At 70.9% G+C, this 17285-nt stretch carries 22 protein-coding genes; 7 read left to right on the top strand and 15 right to left on the bottom strand.

Annotated elements, in window-relative coordinates; genetic code table 11:
- From G6N75_RS10155 to lexA, 3 genes are all read right to left on the bottom strand, one after another.
- The coding region (locus G6N75_RS10155) for a DNA polymerase Y family protein (protein WP_206203068.1) at nucleotides 1-1191 on the bottom strand (1191 nt) is incomplete at its 3' end.
- A 17-nt stretch (nucleotides 1192-1208) separates the two neighbouring features.
- Nucleotides 1209-1832 carry a translesion DNA synthesis-associated protein ImuA gene (gene imuA, locus G6N75_RS10150; RefSeq protein ID WP_165348243.1) on the bottom strand — a complete coding sequence of 208 codons (624 nt, stop codon included), beginning with the start codon at nucleotides 1830-1832 and terminating at the stop codon, nucleotides 1209-1211.
- Between the two features lie 33 nt (nucleotides 1833-1865).
- Nucleotides 1866-2474 carry a transcriptional repressor LexA gene (lexA, locus tag G6N75_RS10145; RefSeq protein WP_165348242.1) on the bottom strand — a complete coding sequence of 203 codons (609 nt, stop codon included), beginning with the start codon at nucleotides 2472-2474 and terminating at the stop codon, nucleotides 1866-1868.
- Nucleotides 2475-2689: 215 nt separating this feature from the next.
- Here lexA and G6N75_RS10140 point away from each other — a divergent pair, with 215 nt between their 5' ends.
- Nucleotides 2690-2977, top strand: a complete 288-nt coding sequence (locus tag G6N75_RS10140; protein WP_165348241.1) for an Lpp/OprI family alanine-zipper lipoprotein — start codon at nucleotides 2690-2692, stop codon at nucleotides 2975-2977.
- 81 nt (nucleotides 2978-3058) lie between these two features.
- On the opposite strand, the gene G6N75_RS10135 is transcribed toward G6N75_RS10140, so the two are convergent.
- Entirely contained in the window at nucleotides 3059-3997 is a 939-nt protein-coding gene (locus tag G6N75_RS10135) for a L,D-transpeptidase family protein (protein WP_206203067.1), read from the bottom strand.
- Nucleotides 3998-4133: 136 nt separating this feature from the next.
- Between G6N75_RS10135 and G6N75_RS10130 the strand changes: the two genes are divergently transcribed.
- Entirely contained in the window at nucleotides 4134-4673 is a 540-nt protein-coding gene (locus G6N75_RS10130) for a YkvA family protein (protein WP_165348240.1), read from the top strand.
- Between the two features lie 24 nt (nucleotides 4674-4697).
- Nucleotides 4698-5465: a ParA family protein gene (locus tag G6N75_RS10125; protein ID WP_165348239.1), complete on the top strand. Its 768-nt coding sequence runs from the start codon at nucleotides 4698-4700 to the stop codon at nucleotides 5463-5465.
- Nucleotides 5466-5481: 16 nt separating this feature from the next.
- Here G6N75_RS10125 and G6N75_RS10120 read toward each other — a convergent pair whose 3' ends face one another.
- Nucleotides 5482-6171 (bottom strand): inorganic pyrophosphatase, encoded by a 690-nt coding sequence (locus G6N75_RS10120; RefSeq protein ID WP_165348238.1) that lies wholly within the window; start codon nucleotides 6169-6171, stop codon nucleotides 5482-5484.
- 67 nt (nucleotides 6172-6238) lie between these two features.
- Here G6N75_RS10120 and G6N75_RS10115 point away from each other — a divergent pair, with 67 nt between their 5' ends.
- Nucleotides 6239-6805, top strand: coding sequence for a DUF2878 domain-containing protein (locus G6N75_RS10115; RefSeq protein ID WP_165348237.1), 567 nt, complete (start codon nucleotides 6239-6241; stop codon nucleotides 6803-6805).
- Here G6N75_RS10115 and G6N75_RS10110 read toward each other — a convergent pair.
- Genes G6N75_RS10110 through G6N75_RS10095 form a run of 4 tightly spaced genes read right to left on the bottom strand, consistent with a single transcriptional unit; the run spans nucleotide 6785 to nucleotide 9548 of the window.
- Entirely contained in the window at nucleotides 6785-7750 is a 966-nt protein-coding gene (locus G6N75_RS10110) for a beta-ketoacyl-ACP synthase III (protein WP_165348236.1), read from the bottom strand. The genes G6N75_RS10115 and G6N75_RS10110 overlap by 21 nt on opposite strands.
- Complete coding sequence (gene plsX / locus G6N75_RS10105) at nucleotides 7747-8775, bottom strand: phosphate acyltransferase PlsX (RefSeq protein WP_165348246.1); 1029 nt, start codon at nucleotides 8773-8775, stop codon at nucleotides 7747-7749. The genes G6N75_RS10110 and plsX overlap by 4 nt, the downstream gene beginning before the upstream one ends.
- A gap of 52 nt (nucleotides 8776-8827) precedes the next feature.
- Nucleotides 8828-9019 (bottom strand): 50S ribosomal protein L32, encoded by a 192-nt coding sequence (rpmF, locus tag G6N75_RS10100; RefSeq protein ID WP_165348235.1) that lies wholly within the window; start codon nucleotides 9017-9019, stop codon nucleotides 8828-8830.
- 19 nt (nucleotides 9020-9038) lie between these two features.
- Nucleotides 9039-9548 carry a YceD family protein gene (locus G6N75_RS10095; RefSeq protein WP_165348234.1) on the bottom strand — a complete coding sequence of 170 codons (510 nt, stop codon included), beginning with the start codon at nucleotides 9546-9548 and terminating at the stop codon, nucleotides 9039-9041.
- Between the two features lie 119 nt (nucleotides 9549-9667).
- On the opposite strand from G6N75_RS10095, the gene G6N75_RS10090 reads away from it, so the two are divergent.
- Entirely contained in the window at nucleotides 9668-10279 is a 612-nt protein-coding gene (locus G6N75_RS10090) for a nucleoside triphosphate pyrophosphatase (RefSeq protein WP_165348233.1), read from the top strand.
- Nucleotides 10280-10296: 17 nt separating this feature from the next.
- On the opposite strand, the gene G6N75_RS10085 is transcribed toward G6N75_RS10090, so the two are convergent.
- Together G6N75_RS10085 and rluC are read right to left on the bottom strand one after the other, a co-directional pair.
- Nucleotides 10297-10947 carry an HAD-IA family hydrolase gene (locus G6N75_RS10085; protein WP_165348232.1) on the bottom strand — a complete coding sequence of 217 codons (651 nt, stop codon included), beginning with the start codon at nucleotides 10945-10947 and terminating at the stop codon, nucleotides 10297-10299.
- A complete protein-coding gene (gene rluC / locus G6N75_RS10080) occupies nucleotides 10940-11902 on the bottom strand; it encodes a 23S rRNA pseudouridine(955/2504/2580) synthase RluC (protein ID WP_206203066.1) in 963 nt (320 codons plus the stop codon). Before rluC ends, G6N75_RS10085 begins: the two co-directional genes overlap by 8 nt.
- A 438-nt stretch (nucleotides 11903-12340) precedes the next feature.
- On the opposite strand from rluC, the gene G6N75_RS15480 reads away from it, so the two are divergent.
- Complete coding sequence (locus tag G6N75_RS15480; RefSeq protein ID WP_276611280.1) at nucleotides 12341-14800, top strand: Rne/Rng family ribonuclease; 2460 nt, start codon at nucleotides 12341-12343, stop codon at nucleotides 14798-14800.
- A gap of 3 nt (nucleotides 14801-14803) precedes the next feature.
- Here G6N75_RS15480 and G6N75_RS10070 read toward each other — a convergent pair whose 3' ends face one another.
- On the bottom strand, nucleotides 14804-15301 hold the full coding sequence (locus G6N75_RS10070) for a low molecular weight protein-tyrosine-phosphatase (RefSeq protein ID WP_165348231.1): 498 nt from the start codon (nucleotides 15299-15301) through the stop codon (nucleotides 14804-14806).
- 103 nt (nucleotides 15302-15404) lie between these two features.
- Between G6N75_RS10070 and G6N75_RS10065 the strand changes: the two genes are divergently transcribed.
- The gene (locus tag G6N75_RS10065) at nucleotides 15405-15692 is read left to right on the top strand and encodes a hypothetical protein (RefSeq protein ID WP_165348230.1); all 288 of its coding nucleotides are present in this window, start codon (nucleotides 15405-15407) and stop codon (nucleotides 15690-15692) included.
- On the opposite strand, the gene kdsB is transcribed toward G6N75_RS10065, so the two are convergent.
- The 3 genes from kdsB to lpxK form a co-directional block, all read right to left on the bottom strand.
- Nucleotides 15655-16431 (bottom strand): 3-deoxy-manno-octulosonate cytidylyltransferase, encoded by a 777-nt coding sequence (kdsB, locus tag G6N75_RS10060; RefSeq protein WP_165348229.1) that lies wholly within the window; start codon nucleotides 16429-16431, stop codon nucleotides 15655-15657. The genes G6N75_RS10065 and kdsB overlap by 38 nt on opposite strands.
- A complete protein-coding gene (locus G6N75_RS10055) occupies nucleotides 16428-16622 on the bottom strand; it encodes a Trm112 family protein (protein ID WP_165348228.1) in 195 nt (64 codons plus the stop codon). The genes kdsB and G6N75_RS10055 overlap by 4 nt, the downstream gene beginning before the upstream one ends.
- A 4-nt stretch (nucleotides 16623-16626) precedes the next feature.
- A partial coding sequence (gene lpxK, locus G6N75_RS10050; protein WP_165348227.1) for a tetraacyldisaccharide 4'-kinase occupies nucleotides 16627-17285 on the bottom strand: 659 nt, incomplete at its 5' end.

The following is a 17285-nucleotide window of genomic DNA, read 5'->3' as shown; positions in this document are numbered from 1 at the left end:
CAGCATCAGCCCCTGCACCGCCTCGCGCCCCAGCCGCGCCCGCAGGCGCTCGACCAGCTGCAGCCCGGCCAGGCCGCCCTGCTCGTCGCCGAACAGGCCGGCGCGGGCCGGCACCAGCGCCTCGCCGGGCTCCGCCGCCACCACCAGGGCGATCACCGGCGCCGGCAGCGTCATCCGCTCCAGGCGTGCCACGAACAGCGCCCCGAACCGGGCCGCCTCGAGACCCGGCGCCGCCAGGCCGAGCTGCAGCAGGGTCGGCCCGCGGCCGAGGTGCCGCAACTGCACCTCGATGCGGGTGACAGCGCGCTGGCAGGCGCGCAGGAAGCCCTCCAGCTCGGCGAACAGGCCCTGGGCCACCCGCGCCAGCAAGCCCGTATCGGCCGTCTCCGCGCCCAACTCCACCACGGCGTGATACCGCGGCGGCAGGCGGAAAGCGGTGCGCGGGTCGGGGCGCCGGCCCAGCGCCCGGTCGAGGTCCGCCAGCGGGCCGGGGCCGAGGCGCCGCGCCAGCCCGTCGCGCGGCAGCCGCAGGCAGTCCGCCAGGGTCGCGACACCGAGGCTTTGCAGCTTCTCCAGCACGGGCGGCGGCCAGCCCGTGACCCGCGGTGACAGGCCCCCGAGCCGGCCGGCCAGGGCGGCCAGCTCGATGACGGCCTCCGGGTCCCCGGCGCGCGCCAGCCACAGGGCCGCCAGCGGCGTCGGCGCCACGGCGTCGAAGCCCGCGTGCCCGGTCCGGGCCAGCGCCCGGCGCAAGCGCAGCCGCAGGGCCTCGAGGCCGCCGAACAGGCGCAGGCTGCCGCGCACCTCGAGCAGCAGTGCGGCCGGCGGTTCCAGGCTGACCAGCGGAGTGAACGCGCCGGCCCAGGCCGCGAGACGCTCCAGGCGGGCCCGTTCCGCCGCTTCGTCGCGCGCCTGCACCCGCATGCCGGGGCACAGCGCAAGCGCCGCGTTCAGCGCCAGGCCCGGCGCCACCCCGGCGGCCGCGGCCGGCGCAGTCGCCTGCACCACCCGGCCGTCCGGGCCGATTACCGCGCCGGCTTCCTCCTCCGCCCGGCCGGCCCCGCTCGCGTCCAGGGGCAGCCGCGGCAGGCCCAGGCACAGCCACAGCGGCGCCGGACCACGGCCTCGATCGGGCCGCAACCCGGACGGCGGCGACGGGGCCGCCTGCGTCCCGGCCGGTTCCGGGCGCAACTGGGCACTCGCCCGGCTCATCGGGGCTGGAGCGGGGCCAGCGACAGTGCGGCGGGCTTGCTGCCCTGGTGCTTGTGCAGATGCAGGCTGGCGCCCCGGGCGCCGGCTGCCACGCGCAGCCGCAGGGATGCCGGCGACGGTGCGGCCAGCGCCGCCGGGGGACGGAACAGCAACAGCGGAGTGCGGCCGGCTTCCGTGGCCAGCTGCAGCCGGCGCAGGCAGGGGCCGGCCGCCCGGCCGACCCAGGCCAGCACGATGGCGCAGCCGCCCGAGCGCAGCGCCTGCTCGGCCGCCCACAGCGTCTCGGCGTCGTTGCCGGGCCGTACCAGCAGCAGCCGCGCCGGGTCGATGCCGGCAGCGGCCAGCGCCGGCGGATATGGCAGGAAGGGTGGATTGATCAAGGCCAGCCAGCGCCCGGCCTGGCTCGCTTCATTTTTCGACAGTTGCGCCAGCAACGGCAGCAGCAGTGCGAACTCGCCGCTGCCCCAGCGCTCCACGGCGATCTCGGTCAGGCGCGCGGCCGGCCAGCCGCCGCCCGGCAGCCAGGCGTCGAGCGCCGGGTGGCCGCTGGGCAGCACCGGCCAGCGCAGGTCCCGGCGTCCCGCGCGCCACAGCCGCGGGTCGTCCAGGAGCGCATGCATGGAGGCCTCGCCCATACGGCCGACTGCCCGGTCTCAGCTGCGCCGCACGACGCCCACCACCACGCCCTCGATGACGATGGGCTGGCGGTCGAGATCGACCCGGATGGGTTCGAAGTCGGCGTTCTCCGGCAGCAGCCAGACGATCTTCCCTTCCTGGCGATAGCGCTTGACCGTCACCTCGTCGTCGAGGCGGGCCACCACGATCTGCCGGCTGCGGACGTCGGGGCTGCGATGCACCGCGACCAGGTCGCCGTCGAAAATCCCGGCGTCCTTCATGCTCATGCCCTGGACCTGCAGCAGGTAATGGGGCCGCGGCCGGAACAGCGCCGGATCGACCCGGTAATGACCCTGGATGTGCTCCTCGGCCAGGATCGGCCGGCCGGCCGCCACCCGCCCGACCAGCGGCAGGCTGTCCTCGTCCCGGGCGGGCTCCTGCAGGCGGATGCCGCGCGAGGCCCCGGGCAGGAGTTCGATCACGCCCTTGCGGGCCAGCGCACGCAGGTGTTCCTCGGCGGCATTGGCGGAGCGGAAGCCGAGCGCCGTGGCGATCTCAGCCCGGGTCGGCGGCATGCCGGAGTCCTCGATGTGTTCGCGCACCAGTTCGAGCACCTGGCGTTGTCGCGCCGTAAGTTTGTCTGCCATGACTCATACCTGTTCGAATACACAGTAGTGGATATATATACAGCAGCTGCGTACGCCCGGCAAGCCCTGCCTGGCGCTCCCGCTGTAACAGAACCGCGCTTGTATTGGCCTGCTGCGTTATGTAAGTTATGGCCCGCGCGTAACTGCGGCGGAATGACTCTGCCGCCACACAAGCTTGTTTAAGAACCAACGTATCCACCAGGGGATTGCAATCCATGAAGAAGAACTTTCTCTATGTTGGCGCCGCCATCCTTGCGCTCGGCGTGACCAGTGGCTGTGCCACCGTGACTCCGGAAGATCTCGACGCCGTGCGCGCCACGGCTGAGCAGGCTCTGAGCGAAGCCCGCGCGGCCACCGCCGGTGCCGAGGAAGCCAAGCGCATTGCCACCAACGCCCAGAACACCGCCAACCGCGCCGCCCAGGCCGCCAGCGAGGCCCAGGCCGCCGCTGCCGCCAACACGGATCGCATCGAGCGGATGTTCCAGCGCTCCATGACGAAGTAAGACGGGTTCGCACCCAAGAGAAAGGCCGCAGTTCGCTGCGGCCTTTTTTTTCGCCCGGGTATCGCGCTCGCGCGCGCAGCCCTAGTCGCTGGCGGCCCGCAGCTCGCGCAGCGGCACCTCGGTCGGCACCCCGGTGGCGGCGGCGAAGATCGCATCGGCCCGCGCCCAGTCGATCTCGACCCCGCGCTCGTAGGCCGCGGCCCGCAGCAGGCTGGTGAAACGCATCCGCAGCTGCGACTCGCTCTCCTCCTCCAGCGGCGGATGCACCTCCGCGTACAGCGTGTCGAAGGCCCAGCCGACCTTGATCGGCTCGCTCATGATGCGCACCGGCGTGCCCAGCGGCACCAGCGGGAACAGGTACTCGATGTGCTCGGGAAACATGCGGATGCAGCCGGAAGTCACGCGCATGCCGACGCCGTCCGGGTTGTTGGTGCCGTGGATCAGGTAGGAAGTCAGGTTGAGCCGCATGGAGTAATTGCCGAGCGGATTGTCCGGCCCGGGCGGCACCACGCGCGGGAGGATCTCGCCGCGCTCGGCGCGCGCCTGGCGGATCGACTCGGGCGGATACCAGGACGGGTTCTCGTGCTTGGCGACGATCTTGTGCGTCCCCAGCGGCGTGTCCCAGTCCATCTTGCCGATGCTGATGGGATAGGTCATGACCTGCGCGGGCTCGCCCTTTTCCGGCTTGGGGAAGTAGTACAGCCGGTACTCGGGCAGGTTGATGATCACGCCCTCGCGCGGGCCGGCCGGCAGCACATAGCGGGTCGGCAGCAGCACGCGCGTGCCGTTGCCGGGAATCCAGGTGTCGACGCCGGGGTTGGCCCGCTGCAGCTCGTGATAGCCCACGCTGTAGTCACGCGCCACGTCGAGGAGCGTGTCCTCGTGGCGGGTATGCATCCAGGTCGGCACGCCGACCAGGTCGACGTCTTCCGGCGGCAGGATGAAGCTGGCCGCCAGCACGGGATTGCCGGCCAGCAGCAGGCAGGTCAGCCAGGCATTTTTCCAACAGGCTCGCAGCAAGGCTCGTACCGCCAGGCGTCCGAATGACAGCGCATATTCTAACCGTCGCGCCGCTCGGGGGCACGGCCGGCACGTCCCGCGGTTGACGGCCCTGCGGACGAACCTTAGGCTTCCTGCACCCACAGGGAGACACGCCATGAGCCTCAGGATCTCGATCGAACTCAGCGCCCGGGACATCAAGCACATGCGGGATGCCATGCGCAAGGCGCGACTGACCGTCCGGGACGCCGAAGAGACCGATATCCTGGATGCCGCCCGCAGCCTGCTGCTGCAGATCGAGGGCCGCAAGGTGCCCAACTACGTGCGCGAGCGGATCGACCGCCTGCAGGCCATGATCGACATCATGGAGGACGAGGACTGGCCGCTGACGCGGGGCGAGCGCGAGCGCCTGCTGGCGGTGCTGGTCTATTTCTCCGACCCCGAGGACATCATCCCCGACGACATCCCCGGCATCGGCCTGCTGGACGACGCCATCATGATCGAACTCGCCTTCCGCGAACTCCGCCACGAGATCGAGGCCTACCAGGACTTCTGCGAGTTCCGCAGCAAGTACGACTCGGGTTTCCGCCTGCTGCGCGACCCGGCCAGGCGGGCCAGGAAGCTCGGCGAGCGCCGTAACCAGCTGCGCGAGCGCATCGCCCGCCGCCGCGAGAAAGACCCGGCCCCGGTGCTCTGAGGCGCCGGACGGCCGGGAGATTCCATGCGCAGGGTCGTTTTCAACCAGAAGGGCGGGGTCGGCAAGTCCAGCATCACCGCCAACCTGGCCGCCATCAGCGCGGCCCGCGGCCGCGACACGCTGGTGGTCGATCTCGACGCCCAGGGCAATGCCAGCCAGTACCTCCTGGGCGACGCCTGGGAAACGGCGGAGGCCGACATCGCGCACTTCTTCGACGACGCCCTGTCGATCCGCCTGCTGCCCCGCGATCCCCTGCGCTACGTCACGCCGACGGAGTTCGAGGGGCTGCACGTGCTGGCCTCGTCGCCGGAGCTCGCCGAGCTGCAGGCCAAGCTGGAGGCCAAGCACAAGATCTACAAGCTGAAGGAACTGCTGCTGCGGCTCGCCGAGCAGTTCGACGCCATCTACGTCGACACGCCGCCGGCGTTCAATTTCTACACGCTCTCGGCGCTGATCGCCGCGGACAGCTGCCTGATCCCCTTCGACTGCGACGACTTCTCGCGCCGCGCGCTGTACACGCTGATGGAAAACCTCGAGGAGACGCGCGCCGACCACAACCCGGAGCTCGAGCTCGAGGGCATCGTGATCAACCAGTTCATGGCTCGCGCCAACCTGCCCCAGCGGCTGGTCCAGGAACTGCGTGAGGAGGGCCTGCCGGTGCTCGAGACCATGCTCTCAACCAGCGTGAAAATGCGCGAGTCGCACGAGCAGTGCCTGCCGCTGATTCACCTCGCACCGCGCCACAAGCTCACCGCGGAGTTCGAGGCCCTGTACGACGAACTGCACCGCTGAGGCGGCGCCCGGCCTCTCAGTCGGCGCCCTGCTTCCCGCCCGAATCGCCCAGCATCCGCTCCTCGAGCTGTTCCCAGGCGCGCTGGCTGGCCCCGAACACCTCGTCGTAGTCGCGGATCGCCGCGGTGACCACCTTGGCCGCATGGTCGCGGCCGTAGATGTCGGTGATCTGCACGCCGGACGTCATGTTCGCCCCCATCTTGTAGGTGCTGAAATAGTGCTGCAGCCGCTGGATGAGGACGTCCGGCAGGTCCTTGATGTCGTGGGCTTCGCTCCAGATGTAGTCGTTGCGCAGGACGGCGATGATCTTGTCGTCCGCCTCGCCGCCGTCGATCATCTGGATGCCGCCGATCACCCGGGAATTCAGCAGGATGTCGCCGCGCTCGATCTGGCGCTCGCTGATCACGCAGATGTCGAGCGGGTCCCCGTCCGCGCGCTTGGCGCCGGGCGTCAGCCGGCGCACATGCTCGTCGCAGTAGGTCTGCGGGATGAAACCATACAGCACGGGCGGCGCCGCGGAGGTGCGCTGGGGGCGGTCCACGATGGTATAGCCGGATTCCTTGTCGACCTCGTACTTCACCAGGTCGAAGGGCGTGATCTCGATGTAGGCGCGGACCTCGAGCGGCGGATTGGTGCCGGGGCTCAGGCCGTGCCAGGGATGGGGCCGCCAGCTGTGGAACTGGGCGGAGCCTTCTTTTTCGGTCATGATCGGGGCAACCTCTGGGCAGGGGGTGCCGCGAATCCATGCAGCGGCACGATTCGAAATAGCTTACATGAACGCGCGCATCGCTTCCGCATCTCCCTGGATTCCGACGGTGGTCAACGCCGTCGCCTTCAACATCGTCTGGGCCGCCACCGTGTTCGGCGCCGCGGCCGGCCTCGCGTGGTCCGGGCCGCTGGCCTTCGCCGGCTTCGCCCTGCTGCATTTCCGCCTCACCACCCAGCCCCGCTACGACGTCGCCGCCCTGATGGTCTTCGGGCTGGCCGGGATCCTGATCGACAGCGCCTGGTCCCTGTCGGGCGCGCTGAGCTACGCCGCGGCGTGGCCCTCGCCCTGGCTGGCCCCGGTCTGGCTGGTCACGCTCTGGATGGCATTCTCGCTGACGGTCGGCCACTCCCTCGGCTGGCTGCGCCCGCGCCCGGCCCTGGCCGCGGTGTTCGGGCTGTTGGGCGGGGGCTTCTCGTACTGGGTAGGCGCGCGCATCGGCGCCGTGGAGCTGGCCATCTCGGGCTGGCTCTATGCGCTCCTGGTGGGTCTCTGCTGGGCCGTGGCGCTGCCGGCGCTGCTGCGCCTGACGGCCGTGGTGGCCCAGCGGCGGCTACCAGCGTACGAGAGCTGAACCCCAGGTAAAGCCGCCGCCGAAGGCCTCCAGCAGCAGGAGGTCGCCGGAGTTGATTCGCCCGTCCCGGACCGCGACGTCCAGCGCCATCGGCACCGAGGCCGCCGAGGTATTCCCGGTCTCCTGGACTGTCAGCACGACCCGTTCCATCGGCAGTTCGAGTTTCCTGGCGGTCGCCTGGATGATGCGGATGTTCGCCTGGTGCGGAATCAGCCAGTCGATGTCCTTCTTCTCCAGCCCGTTGGCCGCCAGGGTCTCGTCGACGATGCGCCCGAGCGTGTTCACGGCCACCTTGAAGACCTCGTTGCCCTTCATCTGGATGGCGTTGTCGCCCCCGACCGGCCGCATGCCCGTGCCGACGCCGGTGGGGAAATACAGCAGGTCCTTGTACTGGCCGTCCGCGTGCAGGTGCGTGGACACCACACCGGGCGCCGAGTCGGCCCGCAGCACGACCGCGCCGGCCCCGTCGCCGAACAGTACCGCCGTCGCCCGGTCGGTCCAGTCCACCATGCGGCTGATGGTCTCCGCGCCCACCACCAGCGCCGTCCTGGCGCTGCCCGACTGGATGAACTTGTCGGCCACGGCCAGCGCATAGATGAAGCCGGTGCAGGCCGCCTCGAGGCTGAAGGCCGGGCAACCGTGGATGCCGAGGCGCGCCTGCAGCAGGACCCCGGTATTGGGGAACACCTGGTCCGGGGTGGTCGTGCCCACGACGATCAGGTCGAGCTCTTCCGGGGCGATGCCGGCCGCGTCCAGGGCCGCCCGCGCCGCCTTCTCGCACAGGTCGGTCGTGCCCTCGCCCTCGACCGCGATGTGGCGGCGCTCGATGCCGCTGCGGCTCCGGATCCACTCGTCGGTGGTGTCGACCATCCGCTCCAGGTCGGCATTCGTCAGCACCTGCTCCGGGAGGTATCGGCCGGTACCGATGATGCGCGAATAGATCACCCTGTCTCCTCGTCGAAGGACTGCTGGGCCATCACCTGCCCGATCCGCGTCGGCACGCCCTTGCGCACTTCCAGCACGGCCGTCTCGAGCGCCGTGGCGAACGCCGTCTCGTCGGCGCCGCCGTGGCTCTTGATCACGATGCCCTGCAGGCCGACGAAGCTCGCGCCATTGTAACGGCGCGGGTCGATGCGCGCGGCCAGGGAGCGAAAGAGGGGCGCGGCGCCCAGCGCCATGGTGCGGCGCAACAGGCTGCGCTTGATCTCCTCGCGCGTGACCCGGGCCAGCATGCGCGCCGTGCCCTCGATGGTCTTCAGGGCCACGTTGCCGGTAAAGCCGTCCGTCACCACCACGTCCATGCGGCCGGACATGATGTCCGTGCCCTCGATGAAGCCCTGGTAATTGAGCTCGCTGGCGCGCAGCCACTGGTGCGCCTGCTTCAGCGTGCTGTTGCCCTTGATGTCCTCGGTGCCGATGTTGAGCAGGCCGATGCGCGGGCTGCCGACGCCGTGCAGGTCGCTGGCCACGATATCGCCCATCACGGCGAACTCGCACAGCTGGCGGGCCGTGCAGACGGTATTCGCGCCCAGGTCCAGCATCAGGGTATGGCCGCCCAGCGCCGGGATGGCGGAGACGATCGCCGGGCGATCGACCCCCGGCAGCATTTTCAGCACGAACTTCGCGGTCGCCATCAGCGCGCCGGTGTTGCCGGCGCTGACGCAGGCCTGGGCCCGCCCCGCCTGCACCATGTTGATCGCCACGCGCATCGAGGAATCGCGCTTGCGGCGCAGCGCCTCGGCCGGCGGCTCGTCCATGCCGACCACCTGGCTGGCCGCCGCGACCGCCAGGCGCTCCCGCAGTCTCGCCGGGCAACTCGCGAGCAGGGGCTCGAGCTGGTCGGGCGGGCCGACCAGGATGGCCTGCAGCTGGGGTTGCCGGCGCAGCAGCGCCAGCGTCGCGCCGACCGGCACCGAGGGCGCGTGGTCGCCGCCCATGGCGTCGATCGCGATAGTCAGCGCCTGGGACATGGCGGCAGCGGAACGGGCGGGCGCGGCGGACGGCCGCGCCACGCCCGGCGCGTTATTCCTCGTCCGGCAGCGCGGCGGTCTGGATGACCTTCTTGCCGCGATAGAAGCCGTCGGCACTCACGTGATGCCGCCGATGCGTCTCGCCGCTGGTCGGGTCCACCGACAGGGTGGGCTTGCCGAGGGCGTCGTGGGAGCGGCGCATGCCGCGCTTGGAGGGGGTCTTGCGACTCTTTTGTACAGCCATGGTGGCGATGCTCCGTCAATCAGTTCTTGCGCTTCAGTTCTGCGAGCACCGCAAAGGGGCTCGCTCCGCTCCGCCCGTCCTGGTCGGGCTCCAGTTGCGCCAGCTTCTCGGCCAGCGCACCGCAATCTTCTTCCCGCTGGTGCACCGGGAAGACCGGCAGCGCCAGCAATATCTCGTCTTCGAGCAGCTGCCGCAGCGTCGTGCCCGGCTCCAGCTCGCAGGGCTCGAACCCCGCCTCCTCCAGCGCCGCGCCCAGTTGCGCCGGGTCGCCGAACAACAGCTTCGGCCGCACCTGCAACTCGAGCTCCATCGGCTCGAGGCAGCGCTGGCAGGTCGCGCCGAGGCGCAGTTCCAGCGCACCCTCGAGCAGCGGGCGCCCGTGCTCGTCTTCCCGCCAGTGCACGCTGACCCGCACCGGCTGCCCCGCGTCGCGGCCGGCCGGCTCGAGCGCCGCCAGCCGCGGCCAGTCGCCCAGGGGCGTGTCGGCCGACCAGCGCCGGTCCCTGGCGGCCAGGGCCGCAGGCTCCAACGACCGGTCAAGCTCGGCGGACATAAGCCGGCTAGAATATCGAGCCATGACTTTCCTGTCAAAGCCCTGAATGCAGTCGGGTTTTGCCTGCCGGGACGACGCGAGGTAACGTGAGCGACATGAACGCCACTCACTCCGCCGCCGGGGCCGGGCCGGCCCTGGTCCTGGCCTCCGCCTCGCCCTATCGCCGCGCCCTGCTGGAACGCTTCCAGCTGCCCTTCCGGCAGCAGCCCGCCGACATCGACGAGGCGCGGCAGCCGGGCGAGTCCCCCGCCGAGCTGGTGCGACGCCTGGCCCGGCGCAAGGCCGAGACGGTGGCGGCGAGCCATCCCGGGGCCGTCGTCATCGGCTCGGACCAGGTGGCGGTGCGCGGCGACGACGTGCTGGGCAAGCCCGGTGACGCGGCGGAGGCGATCGCCCAGCTGACCCGCTCCGCCGGGCGGTACGTCGAGTTCCTGACCGCGGTCTGCGTGCTCGGTCCCGCGGCGGACGGCGAGCCGGATGAGCATATCGACATCACGCGGGTCGTGTTCCGGCCGCTCGCGGCCGACGAGATTCACCGCTACGTCGAGCGGGAACGCCCCTTCGATTGCGCCGGCAGCTTCCGGGCCGAGGCGCTCGGCATCGCCCTGTTCGAGCGTATCGACAGCCAGGACCCCACCGGCCTGATCGGCTTGCCGCTGATCTGGCTGGCCGGCGCGCTGCGCCGCCTGGGGATACCGGTACCCTGAACCGGCCGGGGCGCGGCTCAGTCGAGCAGCGCCGGCAGCGCCTCGATCGCGTGGATGCAGGCCAACGGCCTGAAGCGCTCGAGCCGGTCGCGCGCATGCGCCCCGTAGGCCGCCGCTACCGCCGGGACGCTCGCCCGTCGCGCCATCTCCAGGTCCCACTCCGTGTCGCCGACCATGACCGTCGAGGCCGCGTCGGCGCCCAGCTCCTGCATGAGTTCCAGCAACATCGCCGGATCCGGTTTGGAGCGCGTCTCGTCCGCCGTGCGCGAGGCGTGCATGAACCGTCCCAGCCCCGTGCTGGCGAGATCGCGATCCAGTCCGCGCCGGCTCTTCCCGGTGGCCACGGCGAGCGCCAACCCCCGCCCGGCCAGTTCCTCGACCACCTCGGCGGCCCGCTCGAACAGGCGGGCGGTCTGGAAGTCCGGCGAGAGGAAGCGCTCCCGGTAGGCCTCGACGAACGCGGCGAAGCCGTCCGCGTCGAGTTCGGGAAACAACTGGTGCCAGCCTTCGCGCAACCCCAGCCCGATGATGTTGCGCACCGCGTCGGGCGGCCGCTCGGGCAGGCCCAGGTCACTGATCGTGGCCATCGCCGCGGCCACGATCTGTCCCGTGGAATCCATCAGGGTGCCGTCCCAGTCGAACACCACCAGGCGGCGCCCGTCAGCCACGGACCTGCTCCAGCCGCGACAGCACTGCACGCAGGTCGTCCGGCAAGGGCGCGGAGTACAGCCGCCACTCGCCGCTGGCCGGGTCCTCCCAGCCGATCGAGGCCGCGTGGAGAAACAGCCGGTCCAGTCCCAGCCGCTTCATCTGCCGGTTGAAGTCGCGGTCGCCGTAGCGATCGTCGCCGGCCAGCGGGTGGCCGGCCTCGGCGGCCTGGACGCGGATCTGGTGGGTGCGGCCCGTCATGATCCTGACCTCCAGCAGCGAAGCCGTGTTGCCGATCTCCACCGGGCGGAAGATGCTGGCCGCCGCCTTGCCGCTCTCGTCCACGGTCACCACGCGCTCGCCGCCGCGCACGGTCTTGCGCAGCCGGTCCTCCAGCTTCACCTGCCCCAGCTGCCAGCTGCCCTGCACCAGCGCCAGGTAGCGCTTCTCCACCCGGCCGGTCCGCAGCAACTCGTGCAGCGCCCGCAGCGCGCTGCGTCGCTTGGCGACCAGCAGGCAGCCGCTGGTGTCCCGGTCGAGCCGGTGCACCAGCTCGAGATAAGGCGCCTCGGGCCGCGCCGCCCGCAGCGCCTCGATCACGCCATGCGACAAGCCGCTGCCGCCATGGACGGCAATCCCGGAAGGCTTGTCCAGCACGATCAGGCGGTCGTCCTCGTGCAGGATGCTCGCTTCCAGCCGCTGCCCCGCGGCGCGCCCGCCCGGCGCGGGGGCGCCGGGCTCCGGGCGGCGCACGGGCGGCAGCCGCACCACGTCCCCGGCTGCCAGCCGGTAGTCCGGCTTGGCCCGGCCCTTGTTGACCCGCACCTCGCCCTTGCGGAGCAGGCGGTAGACGTGAGATTTCGGCACGCCCTTCAGGCGGGCGACCAGGAAATTGTCGAGCCGCTGGCCGGCGGCCTCGGGGGCGATCTCCAGGAACTGCACCGCGGGGCGCGGCCCGTTCGTCGTCGAGTTCAAATTCTCCTCCCGGATTCAGGAGCTTAGCGATTGCTGGGGGACTTGGTCGTTGCTATAGTACGCCACGGACCGGACCCCATGCGCCGTGCGGCTGATGCCCTGGCGCTGGGCCCGGCCCCTGGTTAGAACGGGCCGGTGGCGTACTTTTCGCTGACCGGCATGCAACAGGTTTCTTCCCATCGCTCGGCCGCCGCGCCCACCCTGGCTCCGATCCTGCGGGTCACCAGGCGAGAGGAGCGCGCAGCAGGCCGCGGGCGGTGACCGGCACGGATGATATGACCGGAATTTTCTACTGGGTCCTCATCGCCTGGCTGCGCATCCCGGCACCCGCCGGGACTGCCGCCCCGTGCCCGCACCCCGCCTGCGCTGCAGCGCCCGCCTCCGGCAACCGGATGCGCGCGACCGACCTGGAACAGCGAGTCAAGATTAATGAAAAGAATGCTGGTGAACGCAACTCAGCGCGAAGAGTTGCGGGTGGCCGTCGTCGACGGCCAGAAGCTCTACGACCTCGACATCGAGATCCCCTCACGCGAACAGCGTAAGGCCAACATCTACAAGGGGCGCATCACGCGCCTCGAACCCAGCCTGGAAGCCGCCTTCGTCGATTTCGGCGCGGACCGCCACGGCTTCCTGCCGCTGAAGGAAATCTCGCCCGAGTATTTCGTCGGCGACGCCGACCGGAACGGCAGCCGCGTGAACATCCGCGACGCGCTGCGCGAGGGCCAGGAAATCGTGGTCCAGGTGGAAAAGGACGAGCGCGGCAACAAGGGCGCCGCGCTGACCACCTACCTCAGCCTGGCCGGGCGGTTCCTGGTCCTGATGCCCAACAACCCGAAGGCCGGCGGCGTGTCGCGCCGCATCCAGGGCGATGACCGCGACGCCGTGCGCGAAGCGATGGAAGGCCTGGAAGTGCCGGACGGCATGGGCGCCATTGTGCGCACCGCCGGCGTCGGGCGCAGCCTCGAGGAACTGCAGTGGGATCTCGATACCCTGCTGCAGGTATGGGAAGCCATCAAGCGCACGGCGATCGAGCGGCCCGCACCCTTCCTGATCTACCAGGAAAGCAACGCCATCCTGCGCGCCCTGCGCGATCACTTCTCGAACGAAATCGGCGAAATCCTGGTCGACGACGAGGAAGTCTACGAGGAGGCCCGCCTGTTCATGGAACGGGTGATGCCGCACAACCTGCGCAAGCTGAAGCGCTATGACGACCCGGTCCCGCTGTTCACCCGCTTCCAGATCGAGAGCCAGATCGAGAGCGCCTATTCGCACCTGGTGGAACTGCCCTCCGGCGGCAGCATCGTCATCGATCACACCGAGGCGCTGCTCTCCATCGACATCAACTCGGCGCGCGCCACCAAGGGCGAAGACATCGAGACCACGGCGCTGAACACCAACCTGGAAGCAGCCGACGAGATCGCGCGGCAGCTGCGCATTCGCGACCTCGGCGGCCTGATCGTCATCGACTTCATCGACATGGGCCCGCAGCGCAACCAGCGCGAGGTCGAGAACCGCCTGCGCGATGCGGTCAAGATGGATCGCGCCCGCATCCAGATCGGCCGTATCTCGCGCTTCGGCCTGCTGGAGATGTCGCGCCAGCGGCTGCGGCCCTCGCTGGGCGAATCGAGCCACATCACCTGTCCGCGCTGCCAGGGCTGGGGGGCGATTCGCAGCGTCGAGTCGCTGTCGCTGTCGATCCTCCGCCTGATCGGCGAGGAGGCCCGCAAGGAGCGCAGCTCCCGGATCATCGCCGAGGTCCCGGTCGATGTCGGCACCTACCTGTTGAACGAGAAACGCGAAGTGCTGGGCGAGATCGAGCGCCGTGACCAGGCGCAGATCGTGGTCGTCCCGCGCGAGCAGCTCGAGTCGCCGAAGTATTTCATTCGGCGCGTGCGCGACGATGCGATCAGCCTGCCGGAGAATGCGGGCACCAGCTACCAGCTGCCGCCGAGCGAAGCCGATGACGCGGCCGAGTCCACGCCGGGGCTCACGCCCAAGCGCCAGCCCGAGCAGCCGGCCGTGTCCGGCATCGTCCCGGCCACCCCGGCGCCGCAGCCGCAGCGGGTCGAGCCGGCCGCAGCGGCCGCGACCGGCCCCGGGCTCTGGGCGCGCCTGGTCGCCTGGTTCCGCGGCCTCGGCAGCGGCCCGGCGGAACGCGGCGAACCCCGCCAGCAGCGCGAGGACCGCAAGAGCGAAGGCAGCCGCAAGCCCCGCCAGCGCGACGACGACCGCAAGCGGCGCAGCGAGCGGCAGCGCCAGGATGGCGGCAAGCGCAGCCGGAGTCGTGATCGCGGCGCCGAGCGCGGCGCCGGGCAGGCGGAAGGCCGCCGCGACGACGGTCGCCAGCGCCAGAAGCAGCGGGACAAGTCGCGCGACAAGGACAAGAGCCGCCAGCAGGAACCCCAGCGGGACCAGGCCGGCGGGTCCGAGGCCCAACCCCAACCCCAACCCCAACCCCAACCCCAGTCGCAGCCGCAGCCGCAGCCGCAGCCGCAGAAATCCGACGACAGCGGCGCCCAGGATACGGGCTCCAGCAGCAAGCGCCGCCGGCGGCGGCGCGGCGGGCGCGGCCGTTCGCGACAGGACACCGGCAGCCAGCCTGACGCCCAGGCACAGGGCGACAGCGGGAATGCCGGCGGTGATGCGGGGCCGGCGCCCGGCGAGAAGCCGGCCCAGGCGCCGCAGCAGGGGGCCCTGCCCATACCGGCGCCCCAGCCTGGTCCGGTAGTTGCGGTCGCCAGCCCCGAGCCGAAGCCTGAGCCGAAGCCTGAGCCGAAGCCTGAGCCGAAGCCTGAGCCGAAGCCTGAGCCGAAGCCTGAGCCGAAGCCTGAGCCGAGGCCCGAGCCGAAGCCCGAGCCGAAGCCCGAGCCGAAGCCCGAGCCGCCCAGGCCGGAGTAATTCCTAGCGGAGCGTGCGCCGGAGTTCGTCGACGAGCCCGGCGCAGGCCTCCGTGACGAGATCCAGCACCTGCTCGAAGCCGTTACGTCCCCCGTAGTAGGGGTCGGGCACGCCGCGCCCGGCACTCCCGGGCGCATAGTCGAGCAGCAGGCCGAGCCGCGCCCGCGCCCCTTCGGGTGCGATGCCCTGGAGATGGAGCAGGTTGTCCTCGTCCATGGCGAGGATCAGGTCGAACTCGTGGAAGTCCTGCACGCTGACCTTGCGGGCGCGAATGGTGCTCAGGTCGTAGCCGCGCGCACTCGCCGCGGCCATGGCGCGCGCATCCGGCGTGGCCCCGACGTGGTAGCCGCCGGTGCCGGCGGAATCGATCCGCAGCTCCGGCTCCAGGCCCGCTTCGCGGGCCAGCGCGCGGAACACGCCCTCGGCGGTCGGCGAGCGGCAGATATTGCCGAGGCAGACGAACAGGACCGCGTGTGCCGACGACTTGGTATCCGGGGTCATGCTTCCTGCGTTTCCGAACGTTCGCGGCCGGAGCGACCGCAGGAGGCATTTTACCTTCCTGCGGCAGGTGAAGGCGTGACGCCGATCCGGCTATGATGGCCGCATGGAACACGGCCCGGACATCCTGGCGCAACTGGCCGGCCTGGCAGGACGCGAAGTGCGTTACCAGGGCATGCTTTGCACGGTGGTGGATGTCCTGCGGGATCCGCCGATGCTGGTGCTGCGCCCGGTGGGCGCGGCACCGGTAATCCAGGCGGACAACTTCGGCAAGCCCATGCGCCATGCCCCACAGCTGTTCGAACTGCCGGTGTTCGGCAGCGACGGGCGCAGCCTGTCGGCGGAGCTCAAGCTGGTCAGCGTGGCGCCTGACCCGACGCCAGCAGGCGATTGATCCGCGCCAGGTCCTCGGCCGTATCGATCCCGGCCGGCGGCACCTCGACCGCGGTGTCCACCTGGATGCGCATCCCGAGCCACAGCGCCCGCAGCTGCTCGAGCCGCTCGGTCTCCTCGAGCTGGCAGGCCGGCGCGGCGGCGAGGCGGCGCAAGGCCCCGACCCGGTAACCGTACAGCCCGAGGTGCCGCAGGGCGCCCTCGTGGCGCTCCTGCGTGGCCGGACCGCCGGGCGCGCCGTCCCGGTGCCAGGGAATGGGGGCCCGGCTGAAATAGAGCGCGCGGCCGTCCGCCGCCGCCACCAGCTTGACCACGTTCGGGTTCAGGTACTCGTCGAGCGCATGGATCGGCGTGCCGAGGGTGGACAAGTCGGCCTCCGGCTGCAGGTACAGCAGCTCGGCGACCTGCGCCACCAGCGCTGGCGGCAGCATGGGCTCGTCGCCCTGCACGTTCACGACCACCGTCTCGTCGCTCCAGCCCTGGCGCCGGGCGACCTCCGCGATCCGGTCGGTCCCGCTCGCATGACCCGGGTCCGTCATGCGGACCTCCGCGCCGAAGCTTTCGCAGCAGCCGGCGATTTCGTCGTGGTCCGTGGCTACCGTCACCGAGGCCGCGCCGGCGTCCCGGGCCCGCTCCCAGACCCACTGGATCATGGGGCGGCCGCCGACCAGCGCGAGCGGCTTTCCGGGCAGGCGTACCGAGGCGTAGCGCGCGGGGATGACGACGTGGAAAGCGCTCACCTGCGCTCCATCTGCAGTAACTCCGGCTGCGAGATTTCGCGCGCGTCCGAGACCCGCAGCAAGGGCACGCCGTCGCGGATCGGCCACGCCAGACGGTCGCCCCGGCACACCAGTTCCTGCTGCTCGCGCCGGTGCAGCAGGGGGCCCTTGCAGATGGGACAGGCGAGGATGTCGATCAGGCCGTGGTCCATGGCCTCAAGCTTCGCTCATGCCGAGCCGGCTTGCCAGCCGGGCCAGCAACGTAGCGCCCTCCCCGGCCAGCTGCGCATCGACGGGCACTTCCCACGCCTCGGCGGCCCCCGGGCGTCCGCGGCAGCGCGTCGCGTCCTTCGACGTCATCAAGACGGGCCGCCCGTCGGCCGGACGCAGCAACTCGGCCGGGATGCTCCCGTGGTCGGGCAGCGGGTGCGGGATCACCTCCAGGCCATGGCTGTCGAGGAAGGCGAAGAACCGGCCCGGGTTGCCAATCCCGGCCACGGCGTGTACCGCGCCGCCGCGGAAAGCCGCCAGCGGCCGGCGCTCGCCGCCGTCGAGCCGCACCGCCTCGCTGCCCGCCAGGCTCATCGCGACGGCACGGTCCGGGCACCGGGGTCCCGGGCCGTTGCAGACCACCGCGTCCGCCTCGGCCAGCCGTCCGGCGGGCTCACGCAGCGGACCGGCCGGCAGCAAACGCCCGTTGCCGAATCCCCGCTGCGCGTCGATCACGACAATCTCGAAGTCACGCTGCAAGCGATAGTGCTGCAGTCCGTCGTCCGCCACGATGACATCAGCGCCGGCGGCGACGGCGGCGCGCGCGGCCGCCAGGCGGTCGCTGCAGATCCAGACGGGCGCCCCGGTCCGGCGCGCCACGAGCA

Origin of the sequence: Thioalkalivibrio sp. XN8 (genome assembly GCF_011058255.1) — a bacterium.
Taxonomy (GTDB): Bacteria; Pseudomonadota; Gammaproteobacteria; order Steroidobacterales; family XN24; genus XN24.
The sequence above is the reverse complement of the archived record's forward strand: the minus strand, read 5'-3'. Positions and strand labels throughout refer to the sequence as shown.